Source organism: Amycolatopsis sp. CFH S0740 (assembly GCF_004522315.1).
Classification (GTDB): domain Bacteria; phylum Actinomycetota; class Actinomycetes; order Mycobacteriales; family Pseudonocardiaceae; genus Amycolatopsis; species Amycolatopsis nivea.
Genome location: NZ_SDLS01000012.1, coordinates 193,215 through 206,783, shown reverse-complemented (window position 1 = coordinate 206,783; position 13,569 = coordinate 193,215). Strand labels below are relative to the sequence as shown.

Annotated in this window: 11 protein-coding genes; 6 read left to right on the top strand and 5 right to left on the bottom strand. The window is 70.2% G+C overall.

The features are described from left to right. Nucleotides 1-72 precede the first annotated feature (72 nt). Nucleotides 73-978: a LysR family transcriptional regulator gene (locus EIZ45_RS21870; RefSeq protein ID WP_134736067.1), complete on the top strand. Its 906-nt coding sequence runs from the start codon at nt 73-75 to the stop codon at nt 976-978. A gap of 305 nt (nt 979-1,283) precedes the next feature. On the opposite strand, the gene EIZ45_RS21860 is transcribed toward EIZ45_RS21870, so the two are convergent. From EIZ45_RS21860 to iolC, 5 genes are read right to left on the bottom strand one after another with little or no spacing between them, the layout of a single operon-like run. Beyond that, nucleotides 1,284-2,777, bottom strand: a complete 1,494-nt coding sequence (locus tag EIZ45_RS21860; RefSeq protein ID WP_134666016.1) for a CoA-acylating methylmalonate-semialdehyde dehydrogenase — start codon at nt 2,775-2,777, stop codon at nt 1,284-1,286. Between the two features lie 23 nt (nt 2,778-2,800). After that, entirely contained in the window at nt 2,801-4,666 is a 1,866-nt protein-coding gene (iolD, locus tag EIZ45_RS21855; protein WP_134666018.1) for a 3D-(3,5/4)-trihydroxycyclohexane-1,2-dione acylhydrolase (decyclizing), read from the bottom strand. Then, nucleotides 4,663-5,469, bottom strand: coding sequence for a 5-deoxy-glucuronate isomerase (gene iolB, locus EIZ45_RS21850; RefSeq protein WP_134666020.1), 807 nt, complete (start codon nt 5,467-5,469; stop codon nt 4,663-4,665). The genes iolD and iolB overlap by 4 nt, the downstream gene beginning before the upstream one ends. Then, entirely contained in the window at nt 5,466-6,332 is an 867-nt protein-coding gene (locus tag EIZ45_RS21845) for an aldolase (protein WP_134666022.1), read from the bottom strand. The genes iolB and EIZ45_RS21845 overlap by 4 nt, the downstream gene beginning before the upstream one ends. Beyond that, nucleotides 6,329-7,276, bottom strand: coding sequence for a 5-dehydro-2-deoxygluconokinase (gene iolC, locus EIZ45_RS21840; RefSeq protein ID WP_134666024.1), 948 nt, complete (start codon nt 7,274-7,276; stop codon nt 6,329-6,331). Before iolC ends, EIZ45_RS21845 begins: the two co-directional genes overlap by 4 nt. A gap of 119 nt (nt 7,277-7,395) precedes the next feature. Here iolC and EIZ45_RS21835 point away from each other — a divergent pair, with 119 nt between their 5' ends. From EIZ45_RS21835 to EIZ45_RS21815, 5 genes are all read left to right on the top strand, one after another. Then, nucleotides 7,396-8,154 carry a GntR family transcriptional regulator gene (locus EIZ45_RS21835; RefSeq protein ID WP_134666026.1) on the top strand — a complete coding sequence of 253 codons (759 nt, stop codon included), beginning with the start codon at nt 7,396-7,398 and terminating at the stop codon, nt 8,152-8,154. Between the two features lie 207 nt (nt 8,155-8,361). Further along, a complete protein-coding gene (locus EIZ45_RS21830; protein WP_134666028.1) occupies nt 8,362-9,801 on the top strand; it encodes an APC family permease in 1,440 nt (479 codons plus the stop codon). A 28-nt stretch (nt 9,802-9,829) separates the two neighbouring features. Then, entirely contained in the window at nt 9,830-11,800 is a 1,971-nt protein-coding gene (locus tag EIZ45_RS21825) for a primary-amine oxidase (RefSeq protein ID WP_134666030.1), read from the top strand. Beyond that, nucleotides 11,787-12,128 (top strand): hypothetical protein, encoded by a 342-nt coding sequence (locus tag EIZ45_RS21820; protein ID WP_043827562.1) that lies wholly within the window; start codon nt 11,787-11,789, stop codon nt 12,126-12,128. Before EIZ45_RS21825 ends, EIZ45_RS21820 begins: the two co-directional genes overlap by 14 nt. Beyond that, nucleotides 12,125-13,567: an aldehyde dehydrogenase gene (locus EIZ45_RS21815; RefSeq protein ID WP_037814453.1), complete on the top strand. Its 1,443-nt coding sequence runs from the start codon at nt 12,125-12,127 to the stop codon at nt 13,565-13,567. The genes EIZ45_RS21820 and EIZ45_RS21815 overlap by 4 nt, the downstream gene beginning before the upstream one ends. The last annotated feature ends 2 nt before the right edge of the window (nt 13,568-13,569 follow it).

Genomic DNA, 13,569 nt, shown 5'->3' with positions numbered 1-13,569 from the left:
CGGTGGATGTCCGCCCGAGCGTAAGAACGCGAGGCGGTCCGGCGGAAAGACGGAATTGAGTAGACTTCATAGATGCTCTCTATGAATGTGGAGTTGCGGCACCTGCGCGCGTTCGTCGCCGTGGCCGAGGCGGCGAACTTCACGAGGGCCGCCGAGGCGCTGCTGATCTCCCAGCCGTCGCTGAGCTACACGATCCGCCAGCTCGAAGGGCAGCTGGGCTTCCGCCTGTTCGCGCGCACGACCCGCGCGACCGCGCTCACCTCGGCGGGGGAGACGTTCCTCGCCGAGGCGCGGGCGGTGCTGGCCCGGTTCGACCAGGCGGCCGTCCTGGCGCGCCGGATGGCGGTCGGCGAGGTCGGCACGCTGCGCGTCGGGTACCTGATCGGCGCGGTCGTCGACCTGGTCCCGGCGATCATGCGGGCGTTCGCGGGCCGGTATCCGGACCTGGACGTCGAACTGGTGGAGTACGACTTCTCCGCGCCCCGGTGCGGGCTCGACACTGGCGAAACCGACGTCGCGATCGTCCGGCCGCCGCTGGATTTGCCCGACCTGCGCGAGCGAATCCTGCGCCGCGAAAAATGCGTCGCGTGCGTCCCGGAAGGACACCCGATCGCCGGACAGCCGGAGGTCGGCGTGGCCCGCCTGCTGAGCGAGCCGATCGTCGCCGCTCCCGGCGACGGGCAGTGGCGGGATTCCTGGATCCTGACCGGCCTGCGCGGCGAATCCCCTGTGGTGGCCTGCGAAGCCGCCACGTTCGAAGCGGAGCTTCAGGCCGTCGCGTTGGGGCGGGGCTTGTCGATCGTGCCCGCTTCGGCGAGCCAGTTCTACGCGCGTCCTGGAGTGCGGTTCGTGCCGGTCTCGGATCTTCCGGAGTGCACGGTCGCGGTCGCCTGTTCCGCGGACGCGCCGCAAGCCGCGAAGAACTTCGCGGAGGCCGCGGCGGAGACTGCGCGCGAGTTGTCCGATCGGCCGCGGTGAGCCGTCGTCATCGGCTTTGCGGCGGCGGCCCGGTGGTGCCGCAGACGACCAGTTTCGCATCGAGCACTGTCTCGGACGACGTCACGGTGGCGAAACTGCGCAAGCGCGCCGCCGACGCCGGGGCGGGCATCGCGTCGGTGCTGCCCGTGCTGCGCTGGTCCGGCCCGGGGGAGGAGGCTGCTGGGCTGGTGCCGGCGTACGTGAGGGGAACCCTGAGGGAATCAGATTCCCTCAGGGTTCCCCTCACGTACGCGAAAACCTCGGTGAAGGGGGGCATCCGGCTGGGTGTGCCCCTGGGGCGTGGATCAGTTAGCGGTGGGGAAGTTGAACGCCGCCCCGTGCGCCTCAGTCTCCGGCCACCGTGTGGTGACCACCTTGGCGCGCGTGTAGAATCGCACCCCGGCCGGACCGTGGATCGGGCTGTCGCCGATGAGGGAGTCCTTCCAGCCGCCGAACGAGTAGTACGATATCGGGACCGGAATGGGCACGTTGACGCCGATCATGCCGACATGCACGCCGCGCTGGAAGCGGCGGGCCGCTTCGCCGCTGCCGGTGAAGATGGCGGTGCCGTTGCCGTACGGGTTGGCGTTGATGAGCGCGATCGCCTCGTCCACCGTGGACACTCGGACGACCGCGAGCACAGGGCCGAAGATTTCCTCGCGGTAGGCCTGCATTTCGGTGGTCACGTGGTCCAAAAGGGACGGTCCGACGAAGAAGCCTTCCTCGTGTCCGTCGACCGAGCGGCCGCGTCCGTCGACCACCACGGTCGCGCCTTCTTCGGCGCCGCGGGCGACGGCGTCGACCACGCGGTCCCGCGCGGCGGCGGTGACGACCGGGCCCATGTCGTTCGTGGCGTCGGAGCCGGGGCCGACCTTGACCTCGCGGGCCTTGCGTTCCAGCACGCCGATCAGCCGGTCGCCTGCGTCGCCGACCGCGACCGCGACGGAGATTGCCATGCACCGCTGTCCGGCGGAGCCGAACGCGGCGGCGGTGAGGTGGTTGGCGGCGTATTCGAGGTCGGCGTCGGGCAGCACGACGGCGTGGTTCTTCGCGCCGCCGAGGGCTTGGACGCGTTTGCCGGTCGCGGTGCCGCGCTCGTGCACGTACTTGGCGATCGGCGTGGAGCCGACGAACGACACCGCGGACACGTCCGGGTGGTCCAGCAGGGCGTCGACCGCGACCTTGTCGCCGTGCACGACGTTGAACACGCCGTCGGGCAGGCCGACTTCGGCGTAGAGCTGCGCGACCAGGTTGGATGCGGACGGGTCGCGTTCGCTGGGCTTGAGCACGAAGGTGTTGCCCGCGGCGATGGCGACCGGGTGCATCCAGAGCGGCACCATGATCGGGAAGTTGAACGGGGTGATGCCCGCGACTACGCCGAGCGGCTGGCGGAAGTCGTGCACGTCGACGCCGCGGGAGACCTGGTCGGAGAAGCTGCCCTTGAGCGCGTCGGCGATGCCGCAGGCGTATTCGACGACCTCGCGGCCGCGCACGATCTCGCCGCGCGCGTCGTCGACGACCTTGCCGTGTTCGCTGGAGATGACACGGGCGAGTTCGTCCTCGTGCTTGACCAGCAGTTCGCGGAAGGCGAAGAGGATCCGGGTGCGCTGGGTGAGCGAGGATTCGCTCCAGGACTCGGCGGCCTTCGCGGCGGCGGCGACCGCGGTGTCCACGTCGGCCGATTCGGCGAGCAGGACGGCGGACTGCTGCTTGCCGGTGGCGGGGTCGTAGACCGGTGCGGTGCGGGTGGAACCGGCGGGGGTCGAGACGCCGTTGATCCAGTGTTCGATGGTGTTCACTTCGCTCCTCGTCGAGAGGTCGGTCAGAGGTACGGGCGCTGCTTGCGTTTGACGTCGGCGTAGGTTTCGCGCGCCGCTCGGGTCGAGTCCAGGTCGGACACTTCGCTGACCGGCACGTCCCACCACGCCGATCCGGGCGGGTTGGGGCCGTGCAGGTCGGTTTCGACGTGCACGACGGTGGTCGTGGAGTTCGCCTTGGCCTGTTTCACCGCGGCGCGGAACTCGTCCACAGTGGACGCGCGGAGCACGGTCGCGCCGAGGCTGGCGGCGTTGGCGGCGAGGTCGACGGGCAGTACGCCGCCCTCCAGCAGGCCGTTGTCGGCACGGTACCGGTATGAGGTGCCGAATCGTTGCGAGCCAAGGGATTCCGACAACGACCCGATCGAGGCGAACCCGTGGTTCTGCACGAGCACGATGATCACCTTGAGCCCTTCGGCGACCATCGTGACGATTTCCTGCGCCATCATCAGGTACGAGCCGTCGCCGACGAGCACGACCACTTCCCGGTCGGGCGCGGCCATTTTCGCGCCGACGCCCGCGGCGACCTCGTAGCCCATGCAGGAGTAGGCGTATTCGACGTGGTAGGCCTTCGGATCGCGGGCCCGCCAGAGCATCTGCAGGTCGCCCGGCATCGATCCGGCGGCGTTGATGACCACGTCGCGGTCGTCCAGTTCGCTGTTGAGCGCGCCGAGGATCTCGGTCTGTGCAGGCAGCGGCTGGTGCCCGACGGCGAAGCAGTCGTCCGCGGTGTGGTTCCACTCGTCGGCCAGCAGCCGCGCCCGGGTCCGGTACGCGTCGTCGACCTGCCATCCGGCGAGGGCTTCGTGCAGTGCGGTGATGCCGCGTTTCGCGTCCGCCAGCACCATTTCCGCGGAATGCTTCGCGGCGTCGAGGCGTGCGACGTTGAGGTTCACGAACTTCACATCCGGATTGCCGAACACGGTGTGGGACGCGGTGGTGAAGTCGCTGTAGCGGGTGCCGATGCCGAGCACGACGTCGGCTTCCGCGGCGAGCGCGTTGGCGGCGGACGTGCCGGTGGAGCCGATGCCGCCGACCGCGCTCGGGTGGTCCCACGGGACCGCGCCCTTGCCCGCGTGCGTGTCGGCGACGGGAATCCCGGTGGCGGCGGCGAACGCGCGGAGTTCTTCCCAAGCCTCGGAGTACACGACGCCGCCGCCCGCGACGATCAGCGGGGCCTTCGCGGCGCGCAGCAGGTCCACGGCGCGGCCGAGTGCTTCCGGTTCGGGCACCGGGCGGTCGATGTGCCAGACGCGGCGCCGGAAGAACTCCTCGGGCCAGTCGTAGGCTTCGGCTTGCACATCCTGCGGCAGCGCGAGCGTGACCGCGCCGGTCTCGACCGGGTCGGTCAGCACCCGCATGGCGGCGAGGGCGGCGGAGATCAGCTGTTCGGGCCGGGTGATCCGGTCGAAGTACTTCGACACCGGGCGGAACGCGTCGTTGACCGTGACGTCGCCGCCGCGGGTGTCCTCCAGCTGTTGCAGCACCGGGTCGGGGCCGCGGGTGGCGAACATGTCGCTGGGCAGCAGCAGGACCGGGATCCGGTTCGTGGTGGCGAGGGCGGCTCCGGTGATCATGTTCGTCGAGCCGGGGCCGGTGGACGCGGTGCAGGCGAAGGCCTGGAGCCGGTTGCGCATTTTCGCGAACGCGGTCGCGGCGTGGACCTGGCCCTGTTCGTTGCGCGCGAGGTAGTACGGCAGGTCGTCGGAGCCGGTGCGGGCGGCCTGCAGCAGCGCTTGCCCGATCCCGGCGACGTTGCCGTGCCCGAAGATCCCGAAACAGCCGGGGATCAGCCGGTGTTCGACGCCGTCGCGCTCGGAGTACTGGTTGGCCAGGAACCGCACCAGGGCTTGCGCGGTGGTGAGCCTCATCGTGCGCCTCCGAACGGCAGCCGCGGGTCGACGTCTTGGGATTCCCAGGTTTGGCGGACCCACGCGTGCGCGGGGTCGTCGCAGATCAGCCACGCCCGTTCGGGTCCGGGGCCGGCCATCACGTTGAGGTAGTACAGGTCGTAGCCGGGCGCGGCCATCGACGGGCCGTGCCAGCCGTGCGGGATCAGCACGACGTCGCCGGTGCGGACCTCTTCCAGGACGTCGATCGGGCGCTCGGGAGTGCCGTAGACGCGCTGGTAGCCCATGCCGTCGCCGGCGACCTCGAAGTAGTAGATCTCCTCGAGTTCGCTTTCGCCCTCGCGTGCCTCGTCGTGCTTGTGCGGCGGATAGGACGACCAGTTCCCGCCCGGTGTAAGGACTTCGCAGACGAGCAGCTGGTCGGCGTCGAAGGTGTGCGGCAGGCAGTAGTTGTTGACCTGGCGGCTGCAGTTGCCCGCGCCGCGCAGTTCCGTCGGCACGCCGTCGGCGGGGCCGTAGCGCGCGGGCAGCCGCTTCGAGGTCTTCGCCGAGGGCAGCGCGAACCTGCCTTGGCCGGTGATGGTCGCCTCGGCATCCCTGGGCAGGTAAGCGAAATCGGTGACCGCGTCGAACACGCCGGTGCGCCCGGCCAGCTCGAACGTCTCGCCGTCGACCGACACTGAGCAGCTGCCCGACAGCGGGAGCACAAGCGTTTCCGCGTCGCCGGCGGAGACGGTCTCGGCGCCGTCGAGTTCCAGCACGCGCAGGCCGGAGTAGCCCCATCCGGCCGATTCGGGAGTGATTTCGAGACTGAACCGGTTCACAGCAACCCCACCGCCGTATCGACCGCCTTCGCCACGTCGCCGTCGTGCGGATAGAGCAGCGACCGCCCGACCACCAGACCCTGCACCGTCGGCAGCGCGAGCGCCTGCTGCCAGGACGCGAACGCCGCGTCCGGATCCTTGACCTCGCCGCCGAGCAGCACCGCGGGCAGCGTCGAGGCCGCCAGCACCCGCTCCATCTCGGCGACCACCGGCAGCTTCAGCCAGGTGTAGGCCGACGAGCGGCCGAGCCCGGACGCGATGGTGATCGAGCGGATCACGGCGTCGGGGGAGAGGTCGTTCTTGATCTTCCCGTCGACCCATTCGGACAGGAACGGTTCGACCATCGCGACGAGTTTCCGGTCGGCGAGCGCGTCGATCGCCTTCGCGGTGTTCTCCAGGACGCTCGGCGTCGCCGGGTCGGAGAGGCAGATCCGGGTGAGCGTCTTGCCGCCGTCGAACCGCATGCGCGCGATGGTTTCCGCGTCGTAGCAGGCGAACCGGTCGTCGATCTCGAAGCTCGACCCGGCCAGCCCGGTGCGGTTCATCGACCCGATCACCGTCTTGCCGTCCAGTGCGCCGAGCAGGAGAAGGTCGTCGACGATGTCCGGGGTCGCGAGCACGCCGGTGACGCCGGGGCGTTCCAGCGCGAGGCACAGCCGCTCCAGCAGTTCGCCGCGATCGGCCATCGCCAGCGGATCGGAGCCGACCGCGTTCGCGCCCCGCGCGGGGTGGTCCGCGGCGATGATCATCGTGCGGCCCTTGTCGTTGAACGGCGACTTGGCCCGCACGCGCACGGCAGCGGCCTCGGCGATCGCTTCGGGATCGCGCACGCGTTTGGCGACGATCCGCTCGACCGTATTCATTCGTTTCCTCCGAGCTTGCGCAGTACCTGGTCTTCGGTGGGCATGGCGTCCGAACAGGACAGTTGCCCCGCCACATGCGAACCGGCCGCGTTCGCGAACCGCATCACCCGCGCGGTGTCCCAGCCGGACAGCAGCCCGTGCACCAGCGCGCCGCCGAACGCGTCGCCCGCGCCGAGACCGTTGACGACCTCCACCGGCACCGGCGGCACCTCCACCTCGCCGGTGTCGTCCACCGCGAGCACGCCCTTCGGGCCCTGCTTCACCACGGCGAGCGAGATCCCCTTGTCCCGCAACGCTTTCGCCGCCTCCCGAGGTTCGCGGACGGCGACCGCGGTGTCGCATTCGTCGAGGTTGCCGACCGCGACCGTGACGTGTTCGAGCGCCTTGCCGACCCATTCCCGGGCCTGCTCGCGCGAGTCCCAGAACATCGGCCGGTAGTCGAGGTCCAGCACCGTGATCCCCCTGCGACCACGGGCCTCCAGCGCCGCCAGCGTCGCCGAACGGCTCGGCTCCTGCGACAGCCCGGTCACCGTCACCCAGAACACCTTCGCCGCGCGGATCGCGTCGAAGTCGAGTTCGCCGGCGGAAATGTCGAGATCGGGCGCCTTCGGGAAACGGTAGAAGTAGAGCGGGAAATCGTCCGGCGGGAAGATCTCGCAGAACGTCACCGGCGTCGGCAGCCGCGGCGAGGTCCCGACGAACCGGTCGTCCACGCCGTATCCGGCGAGCGCGCGGTGCAGGAACCGGCCGAACGGATCGTCGCCGGTCTTGGTGATCACCGCCGAGGCCCGGCCGTACCGGGCGGCGGCGACCGCGACGTTGGTCGCGCTGCCGCCGAGATACTTGCCGAACGAGGTGACGTCTTCCAGCCCGACGCCGATCTGCTCGGGGTAGACGTCCACCCCGATCCGGCCCATCGTGACGAGGTCGAACCCCGTGGTCATCGTCGCGTCCTCCTGCCTGCCGCGGTGGCTCCGCCCTCTGACAGTGCAGGACCCCGAGGGACTTTGTCAAGACATATGGACATTAGGTCATCGGCACCTGAGTCGGTAGGCTCCCGAGGATGAACGCCAGTCCGGCTTGGGACCCCGCGCGCGAGATCGCGGTGGATCCGGCCAGCCCCGAACCGCTGTACTTCCAGGTCGCGCGCCAGCTGCACGCCGCGATCGAGGACGGCCGCCTGCCGGCGGGCGCGCGGCTGGCGAACGAACTGGACCTCGCGGCCGGGCTGCGGCTGTCCCGTCCCACGGTCCGCCAGGCCATCCAGTCGCTGGTCAACCAGGGGTTGCTGGTGCGCAAGCGCGGGGTCGGCACCCAGGTGGTGCGCACGAAGGTCACCCGTCCGCTGCGGCTGAGCAGCCTGTACGACGATCTCGCCGGGCTGGGCGGAACGCCGGAGACGACGGTGCTGTGGAACCGCGTGGAGGACGCCGACGCGGAGGCCGCCGGGCTGCTGGAAGCCCCGGGGCTGACGCGCGTGCGCCGGTTGAAGCGGATCCGCTCGACGGGCGGCGAGCCGCTCGCGGTGATGAACAACTACCTCCCGGACGGCCTGATCGACCCGTCGGACGAGGACCTGCGGGAGAAGGGCCTGTATCAGCTGCTGCGCGGGACCGGGCTGCGCCTGCACTCCGCGCAGCAGAACATCGGCGCCCGCCTCGCGACCGCCGAGGACGCCGAACTCCTCGACGAGAAGCCGGGGGCCGCGTTGCTGACCATGCAGCGCACGACCTACGACGAGACGGGCCGGGTCGTCGAGTACGGATGGCATGTGTACCGGGCGTCGCGGTACTCGTTCAACCTCTCCCTGGCGAATTCCTGACGCGGCTGTCCATTTCGGACAGTTCGGCGACCGGGCGTGAAAGCGGTCGCCGGCATACCCCTGGCGAGACAGCGGGATTCATCGCCAACGCGCATGAATCCGCGAAACTATCCACTTGACAAGTTCTGGGTCTGGCGCTGAAGGTTGTCGGCAACACCAGCGGCGCCGGCGCAGGCGCCGCCGAGCCGTTCCCGGCGGAGGCGCTCAATGTCGAACGCGCAAGTCCAGCACCAGACCGATCTCAAGCAGAACGCTTTCGGCGTTCCCGGAATCCTGTTCTTCGTCCTGTCGGCGCAAGCGCCGCTGACGAGCATCGTGGGCGCGGCCGCGCTCGCCGTGGCGCTCGGGGACGGGGCGGGCGCACCCGGCGCCTATCTCGTCGTCGGCGTCGTGATCGTGCTGTTCGCGGTCGGGTTCACGACGATCACGCGGCACGTGGACACCCGCGGCGGCTTTTTCGCCGTGATCAAGGCGGGGCTCGGCCGTCGCGCGGGCTCCGGCGGATCCGCGCTGGCCCTGTTGTCCTACAACGCGATCCAGATCGCGATGTACGGCCTGTTCGGGGCCAGCCTGTCCGGGCTGCTGTCCCGGCACGCGGGCATTTCCGTGCCGTGGTGGGCCTGCGTCGCGGGCGCGATCGCTGTCGTGTGGTTCCTCGGCTCGCGCAAGATCGAACTCGGCGCCCGTGTGCTCGCCGTGCTCGTGGCGTTCGAATTGCTGCTGTTGGCCGGGTTCGCCGTCGGCGTGGTCGTCACCAAGGGATGGTCCGCGTTGGACGTTCCCGCGAGCTTCGGCCCGAAAGCGGTGCTGGCCGGCGCGCCCGGAGTCGCGATCATGTTCGCGATCGCGTCGATGTTCGGATTCGAATCGACGGCGATCTACTCGGGCGAGGCGAAGGACCCGCGGCGCACCGTGCCTCGCGCGACCTATATCGCGGTCGTCCTGATCGCGGTGTTCCTCGCGTTCCTGACCTGGACGCTGGTCTGCTTCTACGGCGCCGGGCAGGCGCAAGAGGCGGCGCGGACGGCACTGCAGACCGACCCTGCCTCCTTCGCGGTGACGCCGCTCAACAGCGTGCTGGGGGAGTGGGCGGGGACCGCGGCCGACGTGCTGCTCTCGACGTCGCTGTTCGCCGGGATCCTGTCCTTCCACAACATGATCACGCGCTATTTCCACACCATGGCGGGGCACAGCCTGTTCCCGCCGGTCCTGGAGCGCACCAACCGGCACCAGGCCCCGGCCGCGGCCTCGCTGGCGCAGTCGCTGCTGGCCGCGGTGGTGGTGCTGCCCTTCGCGGCGGCCGGGATGGACCCGGTCAACCAGCTGTTCAGCTGGCTGTCCGGGCTGGCCGTCGCGACGCTCGTGGTGCTGTACACGCTCACCTCAGCGGCGGTCATCGGCTACTTCCGGCGCACCCGCGCCGAACGCAATATCTGGACCACACTGCTCGCGCCGGCCCTCTCCGCCGTGCTGATGCTCGGAATCCTCAGCCAGGTGGTGCGCAACTTCGGAGTGCTCACCGGAGGCAGCGCGACGACCGTGTGGCTCCTGCTGGCCATCGTGCCCGTCGTGTTCGCCGCCGGGCTCCTGCGCTCGCCCCGGACCGTGCCGCGCGGCGCTCCGGCCCCGGCTGCCGAACCCGTCTGACTTCTTCCCTCTGCCCAAGGAAAGGCTTATGTCCACCCAAACTTTGCCCGTGTCGCCGGTCGACGGCGGGAACGCCGCCCCGCATCCGCTGGCTGTGCTCTCCGCGGCCGAACTCGAAGCCGCGCGAAGGATTCTCGAGGAAGCCGGTCTCGTGTCCGCTACGACCCGGTTCTCCTACGTCCTGCTTCGCGAACCGGACAAGCAGGACGTCCTCGCCTGGGACGGGCGGACCCCGCTGCCGCGCGAGGTGTCGGTGCTGGTGACCGAACTGGAACCGCTCGGCCTCAGCACCGTGGTGGTGGACCTGACCGCGGGAGAGGTCGTCTCGCGGACAGTGCTCGACCCGGCCGAGGTGGGCTTCGGCCCGTGCCTGGACGAGGATTACGACCTGGTCGACGAGATCGTCAAGAGCGACGAGCAGTGGCTCGCCGCGGTCGCCAAGCGCGGCGTCGCCGATGTCGGCAAGGTCCGGACGGTGCCGCTGTCGGCCGGGGTGTTCGGCTATCCCGACGAGGTCGGCGCCCGCGTGTACCGCGTGCTCTCCTTCCATCAGCCGCACCCCGGCGAACCGCCGTGGGCGCATCCGGTCGGCGGGGTGATCGCGCACGTCGACGTGAGCAACCGGCGGGTGCTGCGGGTCGTGGAGACGCACGTCGACCACGTGCCCGAGGAGTCCGGCGATTACTTGCACGACGCCGTCCGCGGCCCCCAGCGCACGGATCTCAAGCCGATTTCCATCACCCAGCCCGAAGGCGTCTCGTTCCAGTACGACGACGGCGTCCTGTCGTGGCAGAACTGGCAGCTGCGGCTGGGGTTCAACGGCCGCGAGGGGCTGACCCTGCACCAGGTGTCCTATGCCGACGGCGGCGTGCGGCGGCCGGTCGTCTACCGGGCCTCGGTCGCGGAGATGGTGGTCAACTACGGCGATCCCGGGCCCACGCACGGCTGGCAGAACTACTTCGACCTCGGCGAGTACCAGTTCGGGCGGCTGGCGAACTCGCTGGAGCTGGGCTGCGACTGTCTCGGCGAAATCACCTACGCCGACGCCGTCGTGGCCGACGACCACCTGCGCCCGCAGCTCATCCGCAACGCGATCTGCATCCACGAAGAGGACTTCGGCGTGCTGTGGAAGCACAACGACATCTTCACCGGCACCTCGCAGACGCGGCGGCAGCGCCGGCTCGTGGTGTCGTTCTTCGGCACCGTCGGCAACTACGACTACGGGTTCTACTGGTACTTCTACCTCGACGGCACCATCGAGTTCGAAACCAAGGCCACCGGCATCCCGTTCCCGTCCGGGTACGACGGCTCGGACCCGCACTTCAGCGAGCTCGCGCCCGGTCTCGGCGCCCCGGTGCACCAGCACCTGTTCTCGGTGCGCCTCGACCTGACCGTCGACGGGGTGCGCAACTGCGTGGACGAACTGGACGTCGCGCCGGTGCCGATGGGCGGGAACAACCCGTGGGGCAACGCGATCGGCCGCAAGCGCACGCGGCTGCGCACCGAACGCGAAGCCCGCCGGAAAGCGGCGAACCACCTCAACCGGGTGTGGGCGATCTCCAGCGCGGAGCGCACCAACCGGCTGGGCAAGCCGACCTCGTACGTGCTGCACCCGGAAGGCCAGCCGGCGCTGCTGGCCGACGAGAACTCCTCGATCGCCCGCCGGGCGGCGTTCGCCCGCGAGCACCTCTGGGTCTCGCGGTACGACCGGGACCAGCTGTGGCCCTCGGGCTACACGGTGAACCAGAACCCCGGCGACGACGGGCTGCCCGCCTACACCGCGCGGGACCGGCCGATCGACGGGGAGGACGTGGTGCTGTGGCACACCTTCGGCCTGACGCATTTCGTGCGCACCGAGGACTGGCCGATCATGCCGGTCGACTACGCCGGGTTCAAGCTCAAGCCGGACGGTTTCTTCGACCGCAACCCGACCCTCGACGTGCCTGACCTCAGCGGGAAATCCGGCTGCTGCGGCACGGCCGGTCATGCCGGGCCGTGAGCTGGCGCTGTGCCGCTGGCTCGCCGTGTTCGCGATGGCCGGTGCGCTCGCCCACGTCGCCGTCGCCGCGCACACGCCCGCTCTGACGGCGGTTTTCGCGGGCATGGCCGTGCTGTGCCTGCCGTGCGCGGCGCATCTGTGGCGCGGCGGCCGGTCCGCGCTGCGGCTGGTCGCGGGCAACGCCGCGGCCATGGTCGCGATCCATCTCGCGGTGGGAACCGGGCACCACTCCGGATCGGCGGCGCTCGCCGTCCTCACCGTCACCGAAGGCGGCATCGCCGCTGGCGCGTGGTACCTCGCGCGCCACTCGCAAAGGAGAACCGCATGACTGACACCGTGACCGCGCTGTTCCTGGACGGCGTCTGGACGAAGGGCGGTGCGCCGGGATTCACCACGCTCAACCCGGCGACGGAGGAACCGCTCGCGGAGATCGCCGCCGCCGACGAGGCCGACGTGGACCGCGCGGTGCAGGCCGCGACGCGGGCGTTGAAGGGGGAGTGGGCGGCGACCCCGCCGTCCCGGAAAGGCCTGCTGCTCTCCCGGCTGGCGGACCTGGTCGAGCAGGAGGCCGAGGGACTCGCGCGGCTGGAATCGCTCGACATGGGCGCGCCCGCCGGGATCGCGCAGGGCATGTTCGTGCCGAATCTCGTGGCGTCGTTGCGGTACTACGCGGGCTGGGCGGACAAGATCACCGGCGAGTTCGTGCCGACCGACGGCTATTTCGGCGCGCCGACCCACTCCTACACCCGCCGCGAACCGGTGGGCGTGATCGCCGCGATCGTGCCGTGGAACTCGCCGCTCATGATCCTCGGCTGGAAGCTGGCTCCCGCGCTGGCCGCGGGCAACACGGTGATCGTGAAGCCGGCGGAGGACGCGTCGCTGTCCATCCTGCAGCTCGCGGAGCTGTCCGAACGGGCCGGTTTCCCGCCCGGCGTGATCCAGGTGCTGACCGGTCCGGGCTCGGTCACCGGCGAGGCGCTCGCGCGGCATCCGGGCGTGCACAAGGTCAGTTTCACCGGTTCCACCGGCGTCGGGCGGCGCATCCTGCGCAATTCCGCGGACACGTTCAAGCGGACGACCTTGGAGCTGGGCGGCAAATCCCCGCAGCTGGTGTTCGCCGACGCGGACCTGAACGCCGCGGTGGCCGGTCTCGCGGCGGGGATCTTCACCAACCAGGGCCAGGTCTGCGCCGCGGGGACGCGCATCCTCGTGCAGCGGCCCGTGCTGGACGCGGTGCTGGACGGACTGCGCGACGCCGCGGCGGCGCAGGTGCTCGGCGACCCGTTCGACCCGGCGACCACGATGGGCCCGCTGATCAACGGCGCCCAGCGCGAGCGGGTGCTCGGCTATGTCCACAAAGGACGAGACGAGGGCGCGGCACTCGTCGCCGGGGGCAATTCCCCGGACGGGCCGGGCTTTTTCGTCGCGCCCACGGTGTTCTCCGGCACGAACGACCTGGCGATCGCGCGCGAGGAGATCTTCGGCCCGGTCGGCACGGTGATCCCGTTCGACGACGAGGCCGAGGCGGTCGCGATAGCCAACGACAGCGACTACGGGCTCGCGGCCACGGTGTGGACCCGGGACGTCGGGCGCGCGCACACCGTTTCGGCCGCTCTCGAAGCGGGCGCGGTCGGGGTGAACGGCTGGTCGCCGCTGGCCCCTCAGCTCCCGTGGGGCGGGTTGAAGGCGAGCGGGGTCGGCCGCGAACTGGGCTACGAGGGCATTCTCGCCAACACCGAGGCGAAAACCGTGACCATCGTACTGTGAAA